A 22,159-nucleotide genomic window follows, 5' to 3' on the forward strand; every position below is an offset into this window, starting at 1 on the left:
CTATTGTTTTATGAATTGGATAAATTCCCTCTCACGCAAAACATATTCCATCATGGAGGACTGAATCTCCCAAATGTGTTCCTTGGCTGTATTCTTATTATATTCCCCAAGTGCAGAGATCGCGCTGTTCATCGCCTTTTCAAGTGAGGTTGCGGAGGCAACCGCTTCCTTCGGAAGAGCACTGGGAAGTACAGTGATATTTTGTGTCCACTGCTGATGCAGGTCGTTCAGCTCCTTCATGTCGGAGGCTGGCACCGTATTCGGACCTCCTTCTCCGAGCAAGTTTGAGGAAAGTCCGCTCAACTTACCCACCAATGAGCTACTTAACTGAAAAAAGCTAGTGAGTTTATCACCTTCGCCTCCGTAAGCCGCTTTTTCAAATCCAGGCAATTCAAGCTCACGAACATACAATTCGACTCCTTGTGTTTTCAACTGATTGCTGAGCAACTTGGCTTGCTCCCTATCCGGTGATATTCCTGCATATACCCGGTTTTGGTCCTCGGTATCCCCTCCTGCTGCAATACCTGCCTTTAATAGTTCTTCTTTTGCTTGTAAGGCCCGTTCTGGGGTGCTGAAAACCCCATATTGCAACAAATAGTAGGTTTGAGGTGGTACCTGAGCCTCTATGACAGTGACAGGGACAGAATTCTCTTTTGCAGATATTGCATCCACACCAACAGATTCTTTAAAGACCGGTACAGCCTCCTCTACTGAAGGATCTGATCCCGGAACCATGCCTCCTCCGTTAAACAGTAACAACATAATATATCCAAACATGCCTCCGGTCACCAGTGCGCTGGCTACAGAGCCAACCAGTTTCCATCTAGAAGGGTTGGGCGGACGTCTTCTGTACTCTTGGCCAGAATGATAAGCTTCCTCATCCTCTTCCAGGCTATCCGGTAGAACTTCCGCATCTGACCAGGAAGCCGCCGAACGACCAAAGGGGTCATCCCATCCCTCTTGTACTCTTAATGTCGGAGCAAAACGCCGACTTGAAATGCGTTTATTCCGATCCTCAGGCTCATTGATCTTTGATTCTTGTGTAGTTGCAGTATTTTTCTCCATTCCTCTGTTCCGTTCCGTTCCTTTATGCGGGTTATCAGTTTCACGCTGTTCGTTCGTAATCGACTCGTTTTTGTACGGAAGCACCTGTAGCTTATCCTCCCGGCTTGTCTCCGGCAACTGTTGGTCGAACCGGAATGTCATCTTGGTCTTGTTCATGGATGCACTCCCTCCTTGTCCCATACTTCCTCATAGTCTGTTGTATGAGTTAAGCTAAGAATATATGCCCCAGCATTACAAAAAAGGGTATCCCGAAACACAGTCGTGTTCGGAATACCCTTTTTTTGTAATTCATTGGTGCAACAGCTCATTTTTATACGGTTTACACTTGCTGTCCGCGAAGATGGCGCGCTAACGCGTCACCTGCTTTCCAGATATCTCCTGCTCCCATCGTCAGCACAAGATCACCCGGCTGTAATCGATCTTTCAACTCCTCGATCACAGCTTCTTTGGTCGGCAAATAGATTGCATTAGCATTGCTGTTTTGGACGATTAAATCCACGAGCTTGGAAGAATGCACGCCTTCAATCTGTTTTTCTCCCGCTGGTGAATAAATATCGGTAATGATGACTTCACTAGCCTCGCTAAACGCGCGGCTGAACGCATCGAGCAGGAAAAAGGTGCGGCTATAGCGTTGCGGCTGGAATACAGCAATAATACGCTTGCCAGTCGCTCTCGCTGCGCTAATCGTAGCCTCAATCTCTGTTGGGTGATGCGCATAGTCATCAATAATCAGTATGTCATTGCTTTCACCTAGTACTTGAAACCGACGCTTCGCTCCGTGAAATTCCACAATTGTAGCAGCGATTTGATCGAATGGAATCCCTGCTTCCAAACATGAAATTACAGTTGCCATCGCATTATACATGTTATGTTTACCCGGCACTGATAGTTCGATTGTTCCGAGTGCTGTTCCCTTACGGCTCATAGTGAAGCTTAATCGACGGTCACCTAATTGGATATCTGTCGCCATATAATCCGCTTCATGCTCCACTCCATAAGTAATGACCCGAGTCTGGAGTTGAGGCAGCATTTCCCGGATGTTCTGATCATCTGCGCATACAATAGCCGCTCCATCCGGTCGAATTTGACTCAAAAACTGTACATAAGCACTTTTCAGACGATTAAAGTCGCCATCGTAATTTTCCAAATGATCTGCTTCAATATTGGTTACGATGCCTTGCCAAGGATGATATTGCAGGAAAGAACCATCACTCTCATCCGCCTCAGCAACGACAAACTCGCTTTTACCTGCTTTGGCATTCGTCCCCAAATTCGTGATTTCGCCGCCAATAATATACGTTGGATCAACGTTACATCTCTCCATAACCAGAGCGATCATGGAAGAGGTTGTCGTTTTACCGTGCGCACCCGCAACAGCTATTCCCTTACGTTCGTTAAGCAAGCGAGCCAGCATCTGCGAACGGTGCAGAGTTGGAATATTCAATTCCTCCGCTGCCACCCGCTCCACATTGTCACGTGACAATGCTGTTGAATAGACGACGATATCCGCGCCTGCAATATGCTCAGGCGTGTGTCCAATATATATTTTTGCGCCTTTTGCCGCCAGTTTTTCTGTCAGCTCCTGTGATGCCACATCTGAGCCAGTCACGGTATAACCCATCTCCAGCATGACTCGAGCAATCGCGCTCATCCCGTAGCCGCCGATACCGATAAAATGAACATGTTCCGAAGTAATCAACAAATTTCACCAACCTTTTTCCGAATCGGTTTGATACATAAGGGTAGCCCGTACATCCGCAATAAGGTACAGCGTGCCGGACACCACCCCCAGATCTTCCGCTTCCGTATGTGATTGAAACAGGCCAAGAGCCTTTTTCCAGTCACCTTCTACAATTATTTTTAAATCCGTTTTGGCATAAGACGGCCGCAGCTTCTCCACGAGATGAGCCAATTCAGCGGCATTCATTTTGCGCCGAAAATCGGGCTCGGTCAGGATAAGCGTATCCACTAGTGGCAGTATATGCTGCAAGTATGCTTCATGATGCTTGTTTGACAGCATCCCCATCATTAAAACCAATTTTTTGTACGAATACACTTGAGGAAGACTCTTGGCCAGCGTCTGTGCTCCTTCTGGATTATGAGCCCCGTCAAGAACAATTCTCGGTGATGTACTGACTTGTTCGAGACGCCCTGCCCAGGCAGTTTGCCTAAAGCCCTCCAGCAGTTCTGCATCATCCAACACAAAAGCCATATACTGACGTAGGACCTCAAGTGCCATCATAGCTCCTGCCGCATTAGAACATTGGTGCTCGCCTAACAACGTGATGTCAATTTCCATATGTCGGAAGGGCCCCGCGAATGAAAAGGTTTGAGCTGTTTCATCTCCGTTTAGCCGTTCATACGTAAATTGTTCTCCTGCCAGGTACAAGGTAGCTCCTTGCTTTGTCGCCGTTTCACGTATGACCTGAATAGCCTCGGGTTGGGAAACACAACTGACGACAGGTACACCCGGTTTGATGATACCGGCTTTTTCCCTTGCAATCTGTTCGAGCGTATCTCCCAAAATATCCGTATGGTCATAGCCGACATTTGTAATAACCGAGAGGATTGGATTCACGATATTAGTTACATCCATCCTTCCCCCAAGACCTGTCTCCCATACCACAACATCTGGGAAAGATACCGTAGCATAGTATAAAATAGCCAACGCTGTCGATACCTCAAACATTGTAGGTGATCCCAATTCACTATCTGCGATTTCTTTCACCAACGGATACAAGCGATTGGCAAGCAAAACCAGCGTTTCATCGGGAATATCGGTCCCATTGAATTGAAAGCGGTTCGTAAATCGGGTGATGTACGGAGACGTAAAAGTCCCGACATCGTACCCACATTTAAGTAGCACAGAGGTCAGAAAGGCACAAGTCGAGCCTTTACCGTTGGTTCCCGCAATATGCACAAATTTCAGATGTCGTTGCGGATCACCCAATTTACTCATTAGTTGTTCAATTCGTTCCAGTCCAGGTCTGATACCAAACGGAATCAAGCCGTTAATCCATTCCACTGCCTCATCATAGCTTTGTAAAGGAGCCGTATCTCCGCCCCTGATCGTATCTGACATCCTCTTCACCTTCAGGTCATTTTATTGTGAGTGAAATTATCCCTTGAGTTCTTCAATACGTGCGATAACTTTAGCGCGCTTATCTGAGTAATCGGCTTGCTTGGCCTTCTCTTCCTCGATGACTTTAGCTGGTGCCTTCGCCACAAAGCCTTGGTTAGATAACTTTTTCTCCACGCGCTCCACTTCACTGTTCAAATGCTGAAGTTCTTTTTCCAGTCTGCTAATTTCCTGGGCAATATCAAGCAGTCCGGCCAGCGGCAGGTACAACTCTGCGCCGCTAACTATAGATGTCATCGCTTTATCTGGAACGGTGAACTCTAATCCCGCGTCGAATTCAGACGTATTACAGAATCTACGCACATATTCCCCATTGCGGTTAATGATATCGAGAACGGCTTGATCGCCGGGTTTTATGAGCAACTCAATTTTTTTACTCATCGGCACATTGACTTCAGCACGGATATTGCGCACAGCGCGAATTACGTCGATCAGCAAATTCATTTCTGCAACTGCATCCTTATCCTCAAAAGCCGGATCATAAACAGGCCAAGCGGCCAGTGTAATCGTTTCTCCCTCATGTGGAAGATGCTGCCATATTTCCTCAGAGATAAACGGCATGAACGGATGAATCATGCGCAGCGTCCGGTCCAATACATATGCAAGTACGGACTGCGTTTTCTTTTTCGCATCTGCGTTGTCGCCATATAGGGAAAGCTTCGCAAACTCAATGTACCAGTCGCACAAATCATCCCAAATAAAGTTATACAGAAGGCGGCCTGTCTCGCCAAATTCATAAGCATCTATTAGACGCGTGATGTCGCGTGAAGTTTCGTTTAGACGATGCAGAATCCAACGATCAGCGGTGCTCAGGTCACCAGTAATGTCTATATCTGCCGAAGTGACGCCTTCCAGATTCATCAGCGCAAAGCGTGACGCATTCCAGATTTTATTGGCAAAGTTGCGGGCCTGCTCCACCCGCTCCCAGCGGAAACGAAGGTCTTGCCCAGGCGTGCTACTGGTGGAAATCATATAACGCATGGCATCGGTACCATATTGGTCAATCACGTCGAGCGGATCAACACCGTTGCCGAGGGATTTGGACATTTTTCTACCGTCCGCATCACGAACCAACCCGTGCATAAGTACGTCCTTGAACGGAATCTCTTCCGTAAACTCGAGTGCTGTAAAAATCATACGCGATACCCAGAAATAAATAATGTCATAGCCTGTAACCAAGACATTAGTCGGATAGTAGCGTTTGAGGTCCTCTGTCTGCTCAGGCCAGCCCAGTGTCGAAAACGGCCACAAAGCCGAGCTGAACCAAGTATCCAGCACATCCTCATCCTGTTTTAGCTTTCTGCCAGCATACACAGGCAAAGTTGTAGGGTCCTCCGCCGATACAATCACTTCTCCGGTATCCTCATCGTACCAAGCCGGAATACGGTGTCCCCACCATAATTGACGGGAAATACACCAGTCACGCACATTTTCAATCCAATGCAGATAAGTACGTTCAAAGCGATCCGGTACAAAGTTTACCCCGTTGCCAGCCTTCTGCACTTCAATGGCTTTAGCTGCCAGAGGCTTCATTTCCACAAACCATTGTGTGGACAGATAAGGTTCTACAACTACACCTGTACGCTCGCTGTGGCCTACTTGATGTACGTGCTCTTCAATACGAATCAGTACGCCCTGCTCTTTCAGATCAGCGACGATTTGCTTACGGCAATCGCTACGATCAAGGCCCTGATATTTGCCTGCTTCGGCATTCATCGTTCCCGTTTCGTCCATCACTGTAATTTGTGGCAGCTGGTGACGTTGTCCCATTTCAAAGTCATTCGGGTCGTGAGCCGGTGTAATTTTAACCGCGCCGCTACCGAAATCTTTATCAACATAATCATCCGCAATGACCGGAATTTCCCGTCCGATGATTGGGAGCACAAGCGTTTTGCCGATCATTTGCTTGTAGCGTTCATCTTCCGGGTGTACAGCTACAGCTGTATCGCCCAGCATCGTTTCAGGACGTGTAGTGGCTACCGTAATAAATCCGCTACCGTCTTTCAGTGGATATTGCAGGTGATACAGATTTCCGTTCACCTCTTTGTATTCCACCTCAATGTCCGATAATGCAGTACGTGCAGCAGGGTCCCAGTTTATGATGCGTTTACCGCGATAAATCAGACCCTTCTTGTACAGTTTAACGAATACCTCGCGTACCGCTTGGGACAGTCCCTCATCCAGCGTAAAACGCTCACGAGAATAATCGAGAGAAAAACCCATCTTTTCCCATTGGTTATGGATATTATCTAGGTAAAGATCCTTCCACTCCCACACTTTCTCCAAAAACTTCTCGCGGCCCAAATCATAACGTGTCAGGCCTTCTTCACGCAGCTTTTGCTCTACCTTTGTTTGGGTAGCAATACCCGCATGGTCTGCCCCTGGCAGCCACAAGGCATCATAGCCCTGCATCCGCTTGGCGCGAATAATAATATCCTGCAAAGTAAAGTCAAGAGCATGTCCAATATGCAACATACCTGTAACATTCGGTGGTGGAATAACGATTGTAAAAGGCTCTGCCTCTGGATGTTGCCCAGCGCGGAAATAGCCCTTCTCCATCCACGTTTTGTACCATTTTTGTTCTGCTGATTTTGGATCGTACGTTGTTGGCATTTCCAAGGTTGTCTTGTTGTCTTGTTCTGACATATCAGGATACCTCCATGATTTTTCAATTGGCAAATAAAAAAAGCCCTTCATCCTCAAAGGACGAAAGGCTGTTCTCTCGCGGTACCACCTTTGTTTCACCCCTAGTGTATGTATCCACTGATCCATTACACATGGTGTGACACTTTATGCAGATAACGGTTGCGGACCGGCCTTATTCTACCGTGAACCTCTTATCTTCCGTAGGAATTAAATGAGGAACCGTTCAAACAGGCGACTCCCGGGTGACTTCGGCCAGTAGCTTCCTGCGGAACCTCACAGCGCTGCAATTCCACTCTCTGAAGGGCTTGCTGCCTACTCTTCCCGATCTCAGTCTTTCAATAACTATACCACATCATACATTTCCCATTGACTATAGTCAACACCCGCTGTGCATTTTTCAGCAACCGGATCAAGGGATGTACAATACCTGTCCTTCTTCCACATGATGCTCCGCCAATCTGTTATACAGTTGAAGCTCACGCGTGCTGAGCTGATAACGGTCAGCTATGGTTTCCAGTGTATCCTCGCGCTGTACTATGCATAACCGCACCTTACGAAAAGGTGTTTCATCTTGTGTATGAAAAAAAAGGTTCTTCCACTTGGCATTCTCCCGCTCTTCTTCGGCTTTCTGATCCTGCGGCTCCTGCTCCAATTGCTGCTGGTATTCCGCTTCTTTCACCGAACGGCTGGATTGGAGCAATGATGAGTAGACAACCGGGTCTGGCTCGTCTGCCTCTTCATCCTTTTTACTGTTAAGCGCCACACGCATCTCTGGCTTATCCTCAGTAAAAGTGTCATGGGCCTCGTGATTCACCTGTTCTGACGCTTCAGGCCTGAAGTCGAAGCTATCTACTTGACTCGCTTCCAACTGTGGCTCCAGATAGACCTCGGACTCCGTAGCAGGATGCGGTTCAGACAGCAAAGGGTCATAATTTACATTAGGAGATGCGGAAGATACTTTGGACTCATTTCCCCCTGCCCATGCTTCCTTTTGCTGAAATCCCCACACTTCCGGAGACCCATGCTCATGTTTGACCTCGGGAGAGTTATCTTCAACTGCTTTGCCCGTCCAAGGCTCATAGAATCGGTTAGGATCTACTGCTGGCTCATAAGCTTGCTGTTCCGACGATGATTGCTGTTCCCCTTGGTCCTCAGACAGCTGTTCCCAGGAAATGGACTCCTGTTGTACTGGCACACTGTAGGAGGTTTCAGGATCTGTAACGTAATCAGAGGTCGAGTCATTGGTAGAATAGGCCTCTGCCTGACGATACTCTTCATCGGCGGAAAGGGATTGAACCGGATGCTCAGGTGCATGCACTACGGTAAATTCTTCATCCAACCAGACCGCCGTCTCTTCCGCGTGCGAGCTTTCCACACCATGCAAAGAAAGAACGCCTGTAATGTTTAGACTACGTAAAGAAAGCAGGTCCACATCAAAATTTTCAATCTCGACAGAGATATCTTCCAATCTCCCTACGCGGTTTAGCGGAATGGTAATTTCCACAGGGATCAAATGATGAAGCTCGCTCGTGAACTGTTCAGGTGTGCGGTACACGCCCTCCAGCAGCAAATGCCCTCGCAAAGCGGCATGGTCGCCGTGGGTTACAACCTGAATGCGTGGCAGAAGCTCGATTTCCTCCAACTCAGCAATCCCGGCAGCTTCCTCCGTCAAATGAATGCGTTCATAAATATCAAAACGCAAGCCTTGCGGCTGATCATTCTGTTGTTTGTTCAAGGATGGCATCCTCCTTTGGGCAGTCTCCGCACATCCTCTGACTTCTGGTCAGGCGCACGGAAACTCCATATTGCAAACCGTTTCTAGGTTCAAGTATATGCGCCAAAATAGAAGGCATGCCATCTTTTATAGCTGTTTGTGCAGCTTTTGAAAATCATCCGGCCAAGCATCCTCCACAGTAATCGTTTCGCCACTCAGCGGATGACAGAAGGTAAGACGCTCTCCGTGTAGCGCCTGCCTGCCAAAATCAGTAGCACGCCCCCCGTATAATACATCCCCAAGCAACGGGTAGCCAGCATGACTAAGATGTACGCGAATCTGGTGCGTCCGTCCTGTCTCCAGCGTCAGATATACGAGACTCACTGCACTTGAACCGCTTCCCCATACTTCCCCGAGTTCAATATGGGTAACCGCCTTCTGCCCAGTCGGAGATACACGACGGCGCTGCTTATGATGCCTGTCCTTGCCAATCGGCCAATCCAACGTTCGCAGCGATGGAGGTACTTTCCCTCGTACCAAAGCTACATACCGGCGGTCGATATCCTTAGCTCTCATTTGCTCGTCCAGCTTGAGCAACGCAAACTCATTTTTGGCATATAGCACTGGGCCCGTCGTATCCACATCCAGACGATGTACATGCCGTACCACCGCATGAATGCCATTCATCTCATAGTAGGATGCGACAGCATGATCCAACGTCAGCGGACCATCCTGCACACCACCGTCCGGATGTACTGCCATACCTGCTGGTTTATGTACTACCAGACAAAAATCATCTTCATACAGTACCTTCAAATCATACCAGCGAGGGGTGATGCCAAGGTTCATTACAGGAAAAAGGGCCAGCCGTAGCCGGTCCCCTGTAAGTTCAATCTCTTTATCATGGCGCAGTCTGCGCCACAGCTTTTCCGGTAATTCCAAACGATTCAGCAACCACTGATCTACAGCATCAGCGCTGTTTTTTTCCTCGTCTGTGATTTCCCGTCCTGGCGTGACTTCCAGCCACGGTCCTCTTCTTTTCCAGCCACCTTGCCAGCTCATAGACGTTTGAGCGCGCGATAGTTCGCCTCAATGGTGGCATCAATATCCTCTACCGTATGCACGCCCGATACAAACATACCCTCAAATTGAGATGGTGCTACACTGACTCCCTCATTCACCATTTCAGTAAAGTAACGACGGAAGTGGTCCTGATTACTCGTTTTAGCTGTATCAAAATTGACAACCTTTTCTTCTGTAAAAAATGGACAAACCATGGAACCCACGCGATTGATCATGACAGGGATACCTAGCTCGTTCGCATTACGTTCGAATCCGGCTTGAAGTCGTGCTGCCCGCTCTTCCAAGCGATCGTATACTTCTGGCGTCAGCAATTTAAGTGTCGAATAACCTGCTGCCATAGCCAGCGGATTTCCGCTAAGCGTACCCGCTTGATAAATGGGCCCCGATGGAGCAATCCGCTCCAGAATATCACGACGTCCGCCGTAAGCACCTACAGGGAGTCCACCACCAATCACTTTACCCAAACAGGTAAGATCCGGTGTCACACCAAAGCGACCTTGAGCCGAATGAAGTCCAACCCGGAATCCAGTCATCACTTCATCAAAAATCAGCAGACTTCCGTACTGCTGGGTTACCTCACGCAAACCTTCCAAAAATCCAGGCTGTGGCGGTACAACTCCCATATTGCCTGCTACTGGCTCGACAATAATTGCGGCAATCTCTTCGCCAAATTTCTCAAAAGCTAGCTTCACCGAAGCTAGATCATTATAAGGGACAGTGATTGTATGGGTGGCCACAACTTCAGGCACACCGGGACTATCGGGCAAGCCTAATGTGGCAACACCAGAGCCTGCTTTAATCAGCAAGCTGTCCGCATGACCGTGATATGATCCCTCAAATTTAAGAATTTTACTACGGCTCGTAAATCCGCGTGCGAGTCGAATCGCACTCATAGTCGCCTCAGTACCGGAGTTAACCATACGTACAATGTCCATAGAAGGAACACGCTCACATACGAGCTTGGCCATTTCGGTTTCTGCCAACGTTGGTGCGCCGAAGCTGGTTCCTTTTACAACAGCAGCCTGTAAAGCTTTAACCACTTCGGGATGTGCATGGCCCATAATAAGCGGTCCCCATGAACATACATAGTCTAAATAGGATTGACCATCAATATCATATACGCGCGATCCTTCGCCATGGTCGATATACACAGGTGTAATTCCAACAGATTTAAAAGCCCGTACCGGGCTGTTTACGCCACCCGGAATGTATTGTTTTGCCTCATCAAAGGCTACTTTGGAGTTCGTATCCTTGCGCACTGTTCGTTGTTCGTCGATCATTCTGACCACTCCTATCTTCTGAAAATAGACTTATTGCTTCAACCATCTTGCCGCATCCTTGGCCGAATAGGTAATAATCATATCTGCACCCGCACGCTTCATACTTGTCAAAATCTCTAGCACCATTGCTTTTTCATCAATCCAGCCTTGAAGAGCCGCTGCCTTGACCATGGCATATTCACCACTAACGTTGTAAGCCACCATAGGCAGATCAAATTGATCCTTAATCGTGCGCATTACGTCAAGATAAGAAAGGGAAGGCTTCACCATCAGCATATCTGCCCCCTCCAGCACATCAGATTCTGCTTCTCGCAATGCTTCACGTGCATTAGCAGGATCCATCTGATAGGATTTGCGGTCACCAAACTGCGGCGCAGAATCTGCGGCCTCCCGGAAAGGACCGTAAAAAGCAGACGCATATTTGACGGAATACGACATAATTGGAATATGTGAAAAGCCTTCTAGATCCAACCCCTGCCGAATCGCCTGTACAAAACCGTCCATCATATTAGATGGCGCGATAATATCTGCACCAGCTCTGGCCTGAGATACAGCTGTACGTACCAGCACCTCCAGAGATTCATCATTCAATACCTCACCGCATACCTCACCATCATGCTCATGCATGTGCACCATACCGCAGTGTCCATGGTCCGTAAACTCACACAAACAAGTGTCAGCCACAACCAGCAGTTCGGGATAACGCGACTTGATCAGACGAGTAGCTTCCTGAACAATACCATCGTCCACAAAAGCCGAAGTCCCTACGCTGTCTTTGGTTTCTGGGATGCCAAATAGGAGCACAGCGGGAATGCCGAGCTCACTAATCTCTTTCAGTTCTTCCTCCAGCCGATCCAGAGAAAAACGGTATACACCTGGCATAGAGCTAATTTCCTGTTTCACCCCAGTGCCAAATGTTACGTAGATCGGTTGGATAAAATCAGTGGGATTCAATACGGTCTCACGCACCATACTGCGGATTGCAGCCGACTGGCGCAAACGGCGATGTCTGGTAAAAGGAACACTCATGATTACAAACCTCCATTTTTTATACATTCATTAGTAAAAACAAAAAAATTATAATGTCATAACAGTACTTGAACGTTTCCACTCACACAACGATTGGATCAGACTTTCAATGGTCGCCTTCTCTGACATAAAACTTACAGTCAAGCCGGCTTGGGTAGCTGTCTCACCGGTCAAAGGACCTATCACAGCAATCGTAACTCCCTCCAGCAGCGACACCGGATCATGGATCCCCATTTGTCTGAGGGCTTCTAAGAAAAAGGTTACAGTTGAGGAACTGGTAAACGTAATCGCATGAATGGCACGCTCCTCAAGCAGCTTGAGAAGTTCATCATCCTGTGTGTTGGCTGCTAGCACCGTTTGATACAAATCAGCCTCGGTCACATGAAGTCCCATCTCCCTCAGCTTTTCTGGCAGCCACGGCCGAGCTAGATCACCTCTTGGGAGAAATACGTTCTGCCCTGCCTGCAAATCCTGCTCAAATCCTTCGAGCAAGCCCTCTGCCTGAAATGGGCCCTCGATCTGTTCTGCCACAATTCCGTGTGTCCGAAGCGCGGCTGCTGTAGCCGGTCCGACTGCGGCAATACGCGCTTTGAACAGCATACGTACGTCCTTGCCCTGTTCCTTTAAGTGCGTGAAAAAGTATTCCACTCCATTAACGCTGGTAAAAAACACCCAATCATATTCTGGCAGTCGCGCAAATGCCTCTTTAATTTCCTGTTTGGTTGGCTCGTCCGAAGGGGCGACCGTCTGAATAACTGGAAATTCATAAGGCTCGCCACCAAGCTCTTCTATCCGATGGACCAGACTGCTGGCCTGCGCACGCGCGCGAGTAACCAAAATTCGCTTGCCAAACAAAGGCATGTCCTCAGCCCATTTTAACTGTTCACGTTGATTGACCACTTCTCCAACAACGATGACGGCGGGAGGCTGAAAATTCGCAGCCTTCACCTTAGCTTCAATATCCGCAAGCGTACCCACCAGCGTATCCTGCTCGGCACGGGTTCCCCAGCGGATCAAGGCAACAGGAGTATTTGATGGCTTGCCGTGTTTTATCAGCTGTTCACTGATATAGCCAATCTTTGCTACACCCATCATAAAGATCAGTGTGCCCGTTGCGTTCGTCACTTTATCCCAATGAATACTTTTGTCGAGTTTATCCGGACTTTCATGACCTGTAATGATAGATAGCGATGAGGCCATATCCCGGTGTGTGACTGGAATCCCCGCATAGGCGGGCACACTGATTGCTGATGTGATGCCGGGTATAATTTCATAGGAAATACCATGTTTACGCAGTAGCCCGGCTTCCTCGCCGACTCGTCCAAATATAGTAGGGTCTCCCCCTTTAAGACGAACAACTGTTTTTCCTTCCAAGGCCAAATCCACCAACAGCTGATTAATTTCCTCTTGCTTCATAGTGTGACGATCTGGCAACTTTCCAACATATATTTTTTGGGCCTCTGGCTTCATCAATCCCAAAAGGCGCGGGCTTGCCAGTCTGTCGTACACAATGACATCGCCCAATTGAATGCATTCCCAACCCTTGACCGTAATTAATCTTGCGTCTCCGGGTCCTGCACCTACCAAATATACTTTTCCTGCCATGCTATCATCCCCTCACCTGCGCCAGAATCTGTTCTGCTCCTTTGGCTATCAAACTGGCCGCCACCGCTTCTCCCAGCTTTTGCGGATCATTTCCCTGGAGCGTTTCCTTCAAAATAACCTCGCCATCTGGCGAGCCTACCATGCCCGTAAGGCTGATTTCTTGACCAGCCCAGACGGCATGAGCCCCGATCGGCACTTGGCACCCCCCATTTAACACGCCCAAAAAGGTTCGTTCTGCCGCAACGGTAGCCGAGGTATCCCGGTCGTTGTAAAGGCGCAGCAAGGCCAATAGCTCTTCATCACTCGCGCGACATTCAATACCCAGCGCTCCCTGCCCAACCGCCGGCAAACAGTCTTCTTCCGGTATATAGGATGTAATTCGATCTTTCCAGCCCATCCGATGCAAACCTGCTGCCGCCAAAATGATAGCGTCAAAACCTTCCGTCTCCAGCTTTTTCAGACGGGAATCAATATTCCCACGCACAGGCTCCAATTGTAGATCAGGTCGCATGGACTTGATTTGACTGGCTCTGCGCAGGCTACTCGTGCCCACCTTTGCCCCTTGAGGCAAATCCTCCAGGCTCTCGGCGCCCAATGTGATCAGGCAATCACGTGGATCCTCACGACGCGGTACAGCGCCGTTGACAAGCCCTTCCGGCAATTCGGAAGGCATATCCTTCATACTATGTACTGCCATATCAATCTCACCAGCCAGCATGGCCTGTTCAATCTCTTTGACAAAAAGCCCTTTGCCACCCACTTTGGACAAGGTTACATCCAATATTCGATCACCCTTGGTCAGGATTTTCTTTACGACAAATTGCAAATCCATTCCATGCTCCGCGCATAGCGCGTTCAAATCTTCAATGACATGCCCGGTCTGAGTTAACGCCAGCGCACTCTGTCTGCTGCCTACCACAATTGTTCGCATGTTATTCCTCCTGATTTTGCGCAATCCACAGGTCTATTTGTTGTTCGGTCCAAGCCATAAATTCATGACGGCGTATTTGATCCAAAATTCCGCTACTCGCCAAGCGCCTCAGTAGTTTAGTCCTTTGCTGTGGGGAACTTATCTTACGTTTGATGATCTGTCGCATATCGTGCATGAAATCCAGATATGGCTCGTATTCGCTACCAAACAACGTATCCAAGGCTGATGTAATATCAGCGGTCACAGCGGGGCCTGCCCCTTCTGTAGAGATACTAATCGTCAGTCTCCCTCGTCGGATGATGCCCGGCGTTATAAAATCTCCCTCTTCCGAGCGATCCGCCACATTTACCAGTATACCCCTTTGTCTGGCCTCATGCGCAACCTTATTATTCACTTCTCTCTGGTTCGTAGCGGCATATACAAGAAAGGCTCCCTGGAGGTCACCCTCGCGATATACGCGATTTACCCAGTGGAGCTGCTTGTGATCGGCCAGGACCTGTAAATCCGGCGTTATATTCGGGCTAATGAGGGTAATGGACGCCCCACTTTCCATCATCCCCTTAACCTTTCGTTCCGCAATCCTGCCGCCGCCTACAATACAACAGATCTTATTGTTACAATTCAACGAAATCGGGACAAAATGCTGCAAATGGCTTTTCACTCTCCCGTCCACTGATGAAATACAGACCAGGAATTCAGCAAAAAATTAAGAATCAATAGCGTGTAGCCCACCAATGCCCACTTTGCCATCACAAGCCCTGAACGCTGATTCAATCTTTTGCTCACTAAAAATATAATATACACACACAGGGCAATCGCTGTCATCAGCACCTTGGTATCTAGCAAGAGAAGCCAGCGTTCCTCAGCAATAATAGAAATAACGGCAACTACAATAGAGACTCCCAGCAAAGGAGTACCAATCAACAGCGCCATATGCGTATACCGATCCATCATTTCCAGACTCGGCAGGCGTCTGATCGTGTCATTCCATTTCTTTACTTTCAATTTACGATGCAAAAACAGATATAACCCCGAAAATACAGCTGCTACCGTCATCGCTACAAAACCAAGATTAGCCAGCGCAATATGAATCAGGAGCAGCCCATGCACGGTATGCCAATTTCCAAGTGGATTGTCGAGAGGCTCCATCCATATATTGTTGAGCACCAGCACTGCAAAACTAATAATATTAAGCAGCAATACCGCAAATTCGGAACGCTGATAACGTGTCAAAATCAAAGAAATCAGCACTAAAATAACTGAAAACAGAAATAGAAAATCGTAGGTCACGAAAATAGGAAGGTGCCCTTCATTCCAGGTTCTTATCCCCATATAAGCAAGCTGGAGCACCAGAACGACAACAAGAAGCCCTGTACCTGTCCGTTTAGCATTCGCATTGCGACGAATCCCATCCGAGAATACAAACAGAAGGCTCAGGGCAAAAACATAAATCATTGAATCATATATAAGCATGCCTGAAGCCACGTCTGTTCACCCACTTTTACAGGCTGGCCGGCGCAAACGACGCTGGCAAAGCCTGAGCCTGAACGGTTTTTTCATGAACACCGGCTTCCGGTTTTATTAACGCAGATGCATCGCTTTTATCTACTTTCTGAGCGGCGTCATCCAAACGATCCTCCAGAGCAAAAATGTGGCTAAACATGTCCAGGGCCTCATTCCCCTGTTTTTGGACAGCCAGTTCCTTTACCCGATTGATCGGATCATGCATCATCTGGTTCAGCATGCTCTTCGTCAAACGGCTAATCACTTTGCGTTGCCGTTCATCCAGCTCGGGAAGCTTATTGAACAAGCTTTCCAACGTATCCTGATGTACAGACTCCGCTTTTTCCTGTAATGCACGAATCACCGGACGCACTCCCATCGTTTTCAACCATTGATAAAACTCGCTAAGCTCATCTTCGATCATATGCTCGATTTTTGTAGCTTCGGTACGGCGCATTTCCAAATTGCTCTCCACGATCCCTTCCAGATCATCAATATCGTACAGGAAAACATTCTGTAATTCACCAATAGCCGGGTCGAGATCACGCGGAACCGCAATATCAATCATAAACAAAGGACGGGACTGTCGACGTTTCATACTTGCTTCAACCCGAGTCCGATCCAGAATATACCCCTGGGCACCTGTCGAGCTAATAACAATATCCACGTCCGCCAACCGATTCATGCCTTCCTCCATCGTAACCGGCGTTCCATGGAACTTGGAGGCAAGGTCTTCCGCACGGGACAAGGTTCGGTTGGCTACAATAACCTCGGCTGCTCCGCCGCTGTACAAATGCTTAACCGTAAGTTCACTCATTTTACCAGCACCGAGAATCAGTACCTTTTTATCGGTAAACATCCCGAAAATCCGTTTGCCTAGCTCAACTGCTGCATAGCTGACAGATACGGCACTTTCTCCAATAGATGTCTCTGAATGGGCACGCTTGCCCAATGTGACGGCCTGCTTAAACAACATATTAAACCACGTTGCCGTAATTTTCTGGGATTGAGCCTGAAGAAAAGCGTTCTTTACCTGTCCCAAAATTTGTGTTTCTCCGATTACCATAGAATCAAGACCACAAGTCACACGGAACAAATGCCGAATCGCCTGCTCGTCCTCATATATATATAAATGTTGTGTAAATTGATCACGCGGAATGCCAAACCATTGCTCCATAAAACTGCGTATAAAATAGCCGCACATGTGAAGGCGGTCCACTACAACATATATTTCAGTCCGATTGCAGGTTGCGACAACTACGCCTTCCAACACACTTTTGGTAAGTTTGAGTTGCTCCAGCGCTTTTGGCAAATCTTGTTCTGCAAATGTAAAACGCTCTCTGACTTCCACAGGCGCCGTACGATAATTCAACCCAACAACGACGATGTGCATTGCAAATTCACCTGCCTAAACTGTAATAAGAATAACCACTGTTATCATAAACTATGTTAATTATATCACAGAAGTCCGAATCTCCTCCGGCTGTTTTATGAATTGTTTATGAAAATTGAATAGCTTTCATGAAACCAGCACGTTCTGTATGATTTGATTTAGTGTAGACCACTTTTAAAACAAATAACCATGGAAATGTTCCATGGCTATAATATAGGACGCACAAACGGCTCCATAAAAAACGATTTACACTAACTCAGCCAGCTTGCACTCTGGTGATTCCACCTGAAGTTCTCCCAAGCCGCGAATCAGCTTTTTCGCATATGTTTTTTTCGGTTTTAGAACGGATACCAGGTAATCAATAGCCAGCTGCGGATCGACAGTCTCACCGCAAGTATAACAATCAATAGCGGCAAACCCTCTCTCAGGATACGTATGAATAGAGAGATGACTCTCCGACAACAGTACAAGCACGGTAGCTCCCTGTGGTTCGAACTGCTTGGATTGAACGGACATCACCGTTGCTCCGCAAGCTTCAGCTGCTTCAACTAATTGAGCCTCCAAAAACTGCGCATCATTCAGTAATTCAAACTCAACACCCCAAGTATCTACGGCAACGTGTCTTCCGAAAGTTGAGTACTCCAATTCCATCTTTCGGTTCCCCCTTCCTAGGAATAAAATGTTTGGAAAAATTTCATCCGCTAGGACCTACGTCATTCACTTCCCGAGGGAATAACCTCTCGCAACATTCAATGTCCTGAGTGAATCCTGGTTCCTATATTTCATTTTCAACGAGATTAAAAATAACATCTATGTGCAGCAAATGCAATCATTTTTTAAGAATAAAAAAGCCTATTTCGGTAAAGAAAGGGACTACATGGCATAACGATTCATTCCATATATTCATGCCTTATTAAGCTTCCAGTGCAAATAATTTTGAGCAACTCATTCGAAGCTTGTGGTCAATCTGTTCCAACTCCGAGAAAGTACGCGCCAAATTCCGCTGGTCAAGCAACGAATTAATGAGATGATATACGTCAGATATTTCATTTTCGACGTTCTGATGCTGAAAAAGCTGTTGCAATTCCTGCACCGTATTTTTATATTCGAATACCAGCCTGGAACCTCCGGCATTCTTCTCCATAATTTTACGAACCGTACCTTCATTATAAAAATACACCATAGTGAATCCTTGATACATTCGGTAAACGATGCCTTCGCCCTTAAAACGAACAAAAAGTTTGCGTATAAACAGGGTTAGTTGCGGATGAATTAAGCGACAAGTCAATTCACACACAAACGCTCCCTCTTTGGCTTCAAAAAACAAATGAACTTCCTCACCCGCACTATGCTCCAGAACGATTTCCTGTCTTCCGTTATCTAGAACTTTAATATAGTAATGCACCTGGGGATCATCCACTGCCCGCAAAAATTCGTCCATTTGGGTTTCCGACAAGGTCAAAGTGGTTTTAACATACTCTGTGGCTAACCGCTGAGCCATACCCATCTCCTCAATTCTTTCCTGAACCTATAAGTTTAAGCTTTAAATTTATTATACATCAGACCTAAAGTGCTTTTCTTGCACATCAAATCATAAATTCCCGCCATACATCGGAAATAAACGGAAAATGATGGGGTTGAGACTGCATTATCCCCCATATACTCACTTTTCGGCTTAAAATCCACGAGTTCTTTTTGTTATTATATATTATTCCCACCTATTTAGTAAGTTTATTTTTTTGAAGCCCGAACCATGAAAAAAGGACGTCCTCAAGGACGTCCCTAGCCTTACAATTCCGTCTGCTCTTCTTCGTCATTCTCTATATAGCTGGAGATGACAGACCACAGCTCTTCCTTGCCCATACCTTCTTCGGATGAAAAGGGGATAAACAATCCCCCGGGAAGTATTCCGAGTTCCTGCTTGATTACCTTGTAATGCTTTTCTCGCCGCGTTTTAGGGATTTTATCTGCCTTCGTGCCTACAACACATACGGGAAGCCCGTTATGACGCAGCCAATCATACATCATGATATCGTCCTTGGACGGCGGATGGCGCAAATCTACCATTTGAAGCACCAGTTTGAGTGGCTCACGCTCCAGCAAATAAGACTCAATCATCTGCCCCCAAGCCTTGCGGGACGTTTTGGATACCTTGGCGTAACCGTAACCGGGAAAATCGACAAAATAGAGATCATCATTAATCCGGTAATAATTGAGTTGCTGGGTTTTACCTGGCGTAGAACTGGTACGCGCCAAATTTTTACGGTTAATCAACCGATTAATCAATGAAGACTTTCCTACATTGGAGCGCCCCGCCAGAGCAATCTCTGGCAAAGCGTCCACAGGAAACTGATCGGGACCAACCGCACTTATTATAAATTCTGCTTTTGTTACTTTCATTGTGTCCTTAATTCCTCTCTAATGTACCCTTGCCTGCTCAACCAAAGCATGCTTTAGCACCTGATCCATATGGGCAACGGGGACAAATTCAACATCCTGCCGGATACTGTCGGGAATATCCTTTAAATCCCGTTCATTATCTTTGGGAAGCAGAATTTTTTTGTAGCCTGCCCGGTGGGCAGCCAGCGACTTCTCTTTTAAACCACCAATCGGCAATACACGGCCGCGTAGAGTAATTTCGCCCGTCATAGCCACATCCTTGGATACATGACGGTTGGTCAAAGCTGAAATTAACGCGGTAGCAATAGTAATTCCCGCAGATGGACCATCCTTCGGAATCGCACCCTCAGGAATATGAATGTGGATATCATTTTTCTCATAAAAGTCTAGTTCAATGCCCAGATCAACTGCTTTGGAACGGGTGTAGCTGAATGCCGCCTGTGCAGATTCCTTCATAACGTCTCCCAGTTTACCCGTAAGAATCAGTTTACCACTACCAGGTACGACCGTCACTTCAATCATCAGTGTTTCACCACCGACCTCTGTCCATGCCAAGCCTGTAACCGTACCGATCTGATCCTCCAGTTCTGCAACACCGTAACGGAATTTAGCGATACCCAGATAATCCTTCAGATTATCCGGTGTGATTTGAATTGGTCCTTCGCCACCAGATACAACGGACTTCGCCGCCTTGCGGCACAGAGAAGCCATTTGCTGCTCAAGATTCCGCACACCAGATTCACGCGTATATTCGCGAATGACACGCAGTAGCGTATCCTCCCCGATAACCAGTTGTTCCTCGTCCAAGCCATGCTCTCTCTTCTGCTTGGGCAATAGGTACCGATTGGCGATTTCCAGCTTCTCCAGTTCGGTGTAGCCAGGAATATAGAGCGTCTCCATGCGGTCCATTAGCGGACGCGGGATGTTGTGTGCAGCATTGGCTGTCGTTACAAACATCACATTGGACAGGTCAAACGGCAGCTCAACAAAATGGTCACTGAACGTATTGTTTTGTTCAGGATCAAGCACTTCGAGCAATGCCGCCGATGGATCTCCTCGAAAATCGGAAGCCATTTTATCAATCTCATCCAGCAAAAATACTGGATTAGACGTTCCTGCGGTCTTCATCCCCTGAATGATCCGCCCTGGCATCGCACCAACATAAGTCCGACGGTGACCACGGATTTCCGCTTCATCCCGCACACCTCCGAGAGAGATGCGGACAAATTCCCGACCCATGGATTTGGCAATCGAACGGGCCAACGAGGTCTTGCCGACCCCTGGCGGACCCACGAGACACAGAATCGGTCCCTTAATGGTCTTCACCAGCTTGCGTACAGCCAAATACTCCAATACACGCTCCTTGGGTTTATCCAATCCGTAGTGGTCGTTATTAAGTACCTCTTCAGCTTTGACAATATCCAGATCATCATCGGTAAACTTGTTCCATGGCAAGCTTAACAACCAATCCACATAATTACGGATGACGCCACCCTCGGCAGAGCTTGCCGGCATTTTTTCCAGACGATCGATTTCCTTTTCGACCTTCTCCTTCACCGGAACAGGCAACTCCAGTTCACTTAGCTGGTTGCGCAGTTCTTCAACTTCTCCCGCGCGACCTTCCTTCTCGCCAAGTTCCTTCTGAATTGCCTTCATTTGTTCACGCAGATAATACTCCTTCTGCGTCTTTTCCATCTGCTTCTTCACACGCTGGTTGATTTTACGTTCCAGCTCCAGTACTTCACGCTCATTGTTCAAAATATCCAGAAGCTTCTCCAGACGCTGAGTAACGTCGATCGTCTCCAGTATATCCTGCTTTTCCTTAATTTTGAGCGTCAAATGACTTGTGATTACGTCTGCTAGCCGTCCCGGCTCCTCAATATCCGATACCGCAGCGAGAGTCTCCGGTGTTACCTTTTTGGACAAGTTGATATAATGCTCGAACTGAGTTAATACAGTGCGCATTAGCGCATCCGTCTCAGGCTGTACGTTTTCTGCCTCGTGCAGCTCCTTCGCCATTACCTCGTAATATTCTTCATTGTCCGTATATTGAATAATCTCGGCCCGTTCCAGCCCTTCCACCAATACTCGAATGGTTCCATTAGGAAGTTTGAGCATCTGGCGTACCTTGGCTACCGTGCCGACTCGAAAGATGTCCTCTTGTGTAGGTTCTTCAATATTTACTTCTGATTGAGAACACAGGAGAATCAAATTGTCTTCAACCATCGCTTTTTCCAAAGCCTTGACCGATTTTTCCCGGCCCACATCGAGATGCAGAACCATACTCGGGTAGACCAGAAGCCCTCTTAAAGGCAGCAAAGGAAAACGACGACCTTTTGTCTTGGTGGGTCCCATCGCTTTCGCACCTCCA

The 22,159-nt window shown here is 47.5% G+C and carries 17 protein-coding genes; all 17 read right to left on the minus strand.

Annotation, left to right across the window (positions count from 1 at the left end; translation table 11 throughout):
- Positions 1–1,221, minus strand: coding sequence for an SPOR domain-containing protein (locus MKY16_RS18750; RefSeq protein ID WP_340956574.1), 1,221 nt, complete (start codon positions 1,219–1,221; stop codon positions 1–3).
- A 163-nt stretch (positions 1,222–1,384) separates the two neighbouring features.
- Entirely contained in the window at positions 1,385–2,764 is a 1,380-nt protein-coding gene (murC, locus tag MKY16_RS18755) for a UDP-N-acetylmuramate--L-alanine ligase (RefSeq protein WP_013311605.1), read from the minus strand.
- Positions 2,765–2,770: 6 nt separating this feature from the next.
- Positions 2,771–4,147 (minus strand): bifunctional folylpolyglutamate synthase/dihydrofolate synthase, encoded by a 1,377-nt coding sequence (locus MKY16_RS18760; RefSeq protein WP_029518417.1) that lies wholly within the window; start codon positions 4,145–4,147, stop codon positions 2,771–2,773.
- Positions 4,148–4,183: 36 nt separating this feature from the next.
- Complete coding sequence (locus MKY16_RS18765) at positions 4,184–6,850, minus strand: valine--tRNA ligase (protein WP_340956576.1); 2,667 nt, start codon at positions 6,848–6,850, stop codon at positions 4,184–4,186.
- 409 nt (positions 6,851–7,259) lie between these two features.
- Positions 7,260–8,585 (minus strand): LysM peptidoglycan-binding domain-containing protein, encoded by a 1,326-nt coding sequence (locus tag MKY16_RS18770; protein ID WP_069011265.1) that lies wholly within the window; start codon positions 8,583–8,585, stop codon positions 7,260–7,262.
- Positions 8,586–8,711: 126 nt separating this feature from the next.
- A complete protein-coding gene (locus MKY16_RS18775) occupies positions 8,712–9,626 on the minus strand; it encodes an RluA family pseudouridine synthase (protein WP_340956578.1) in 915 nt (304 codons plus the stop codon).
- The gene (gene hemL / locus MKY16_RS18780) at positions 9,623–10,927 is read right to left on the minus strand and encodes a glutamate-1-semialdehyde 2,1-aminomutase (RefSeq protein WP_165148793.1); all 1,305 of its coding nucleotides are present in this window, start codon (positions 10,925–10,927) and stop codon (positions 9,623–9,625) included. The genes MKY16_RS18775 and hemL overlap by 4 nt, the downstream gene beginning before the upstream one ends.
- A gap of 30 nt (positions 10,928–10,957) precedes the next feature.
- Complete coding sequence (gene hemB, locus MKY16_RS18785; RefSeq protein WP_069011262.1) at positions 10,958–11,956, minus strand: porphobilinogen synthase; 999 nt, start codon at positions 11,954–11,956, stop codon at positions 10,958–10,960.
- Between the two features lie 48 nt (positions 11,957–12,004).
- Positions 12,005–13,561, minus strand: coding sequence for a uroporphyrinogen-III C-methyltransferase (gene cobA / locus MKY16_RS18790; RefSeq protein ID WP_069011261.1), 1,557 nt, complete (start codon positions 13,559–13,561; stop codon positions 12,005–12,007).
- Between the two features lie 4 nt (positions 13,562–13,565).
- Complete coding sequence (hemC, locus tag MKY16_RS18795) at positions 13,566–14,492, minus strand: hydroxymethylbilane synthase (RefSeq protein ID WP_209950328.1); 927 nt, start codon at positions 14,490–14,492, stop codon at positions 13,566–13,568.
- Position 14,493: 1 nt separating this feature from the next.
- Positions 14,494–15,141 carry a precorrin-2 dehydrogenase/sirohydrochlorin ferrochelatase family protein gene (locus MKY16_RS18800; protein WP_069011260.1) on the minus strand — a complete coding sequence of 216 codons (648 nt, stop codon included), beginning with the start codon at positions 15,139–15,141 and terminating at the stop codon, positions 14,494–14,496.
- A gap of 8 nt (positions 15,142–15,149) precedes the next feature.
- A complete protein-coding gene (ccsA, locus tag MKY16_RS18805; RefSeq protein WP_029518408.1) occupies positions 15,150–15,977 on the minus strand; it encodes a cytochrome c biogenesis protein CcsA in 828 nt (275 codons plus the stop codon).
- Between the two features lie 16 nt (positions 15,978–15,993).
- A complete protein-coding gene (gene hemA / locus MKY16_RS18810) occupies positions 15,994–17,388 on the minus strand; it encodes a glutamyl-tRNA reductase (RefSeq protein ID WP_029518407.1) in 1,395 nt (464 codons plus the stop codon).
- Between the two features lie 246 nt (positions 17,389–17,634).
- Entirely contained in the window at positions 17,635–18,033 is a 399-nt protein-coding gene (gene speD / locus MKY16_RS18815) for an adenosylmethionine decarboxylase (RefSeq protein ID WP_025365654.1), read from the minus strand.
- 268 nt (positions 18,034–18,301) lie between these two features.
- Positions 18,302–18,889, minus strand: a complete 588-nt coding sequence (locus MKY16_RS18820) for a hypothetical protein (RefSeq protein ID WP_029518406.1) — start codon at positions 18,887–18,889, stop codon at positions 18,302–18,304.
- A 287-nt stretch (positions 18,890–19,176) separates the two neighbouring features.
- On the minus strand, positions 19,177–19,788 hold the full coding sequence (yihA, locus tag MKY16_RS18825) for a ribosome biogenesis GTP-binding protein YihA/YsxC (protein ID WP_029518405.1): 612 nt from the start codon (positions 19,786–19,788) through the stop codon (positions 19,177–19,179).
- 18 nt (positions 19,789–19,806) lie between these two features.
- The gene (gene lon, locus MKY16_RS18830; protein WP_023989969.1) at positions 19,807–22,143 is read right to left on the minus strand and encodes an endopeptidase La; all 2,337 of its coding nucleotides are present in this window, start codon (positions 22,141–22,143) and stop codon (positions 19,807–19,809) included.
- Positions 22,144–22,159: the final 16 nt, after the last annotated feature.

It is taken from the genome of Paenibacillus sp. FSL L8-0641, assembly GCF_038006265.1.
GTDB lineage: Bacteria > Bacillota > Bacilli > Paenibacillales > Paenibacillaceae > Paenibacillus > Paenibacillus polymyxa_D.

Coding starts and splice junctions, on each gene's coding strand:
- hemA (WP_029518407.1), bottom strand. CDS start 17,388: ATGCACATCGTCGTTGTTGGGTTGAATTATCGTACGGCGCCTGTGGAA.
- MKY16_RS18820 (WP_029518406.1), bottom strand. CDS start 18,889: ATGGCTCAGCGGTTAGCCACAGAGTATGTTAAAACCACTTTGACCTTG.
- hemB (WP_069011262.1), bottom strand. CDS start 11,956: ATGAGTGTTCCTTTTACCAGACATCGCCGTTTGCGCCAGTCGGCTGCA.
- MKY16_RS18750 (WP_340956574.1), bottom strand. CDS start 1,221: ATGAACAAGACCAAGATGACATTCCGGTTCGACCAACAGTTGCCGGAG.
- hemC (WP_209950328.1), bottom strand. CDS start 14,492: ATGCGAACAATTGTGGTAGGCAGCAGACAGAGTGCGCTGGCGTTAACT.
- yihA (WP_029518405.1), bottom strand. CDS start 19,788: ATGAAAGTAACAAAAGCAGAATTTATAATAAGTGCGGTTGGTCCCGAT.
- hemL (WP_165148793.1), bottom strand. CDS start 10,927: ATGATCGACGAACAACGAACAGTGCGCAAGGATACGAACTCCAAAGTA.
- MKY16_RS18775 (WP_340956578.1), bottom strand. CDS start 9,626: ATGAGCTGGCAAGGTGGCTGGAAAAGAAGAGGACCGTGGCTGGAAGTC.
- cobA (WP_069011261.1), bottom strand. CDS start 13,561: ATGGCAGGAAAAGTATATTTGGTAGGTGCAGGACCCGGAGACGCAAGA.
- MKY16_RS18760 (WP_029518417.1), bottom strand. CDS start 4,147: ATGTCAGATACGATCAGGGGCGGAGATACGGCTCCTTTACAAAGCTAT.
- lon (WP_023989969.1), bottom strand. CDS start 22,143: ATGGGACCCACCAAGACAAAAGGTCGTCGTTTTCCTTTGCTGCCTTTA.
- MKY16_RS18765 (WP_340956576.1), bottom strand. CDS start 6,850: ATGTCAGAACAAGACAACAAGACAACCTTGGAAATGCCAACAACGTAC.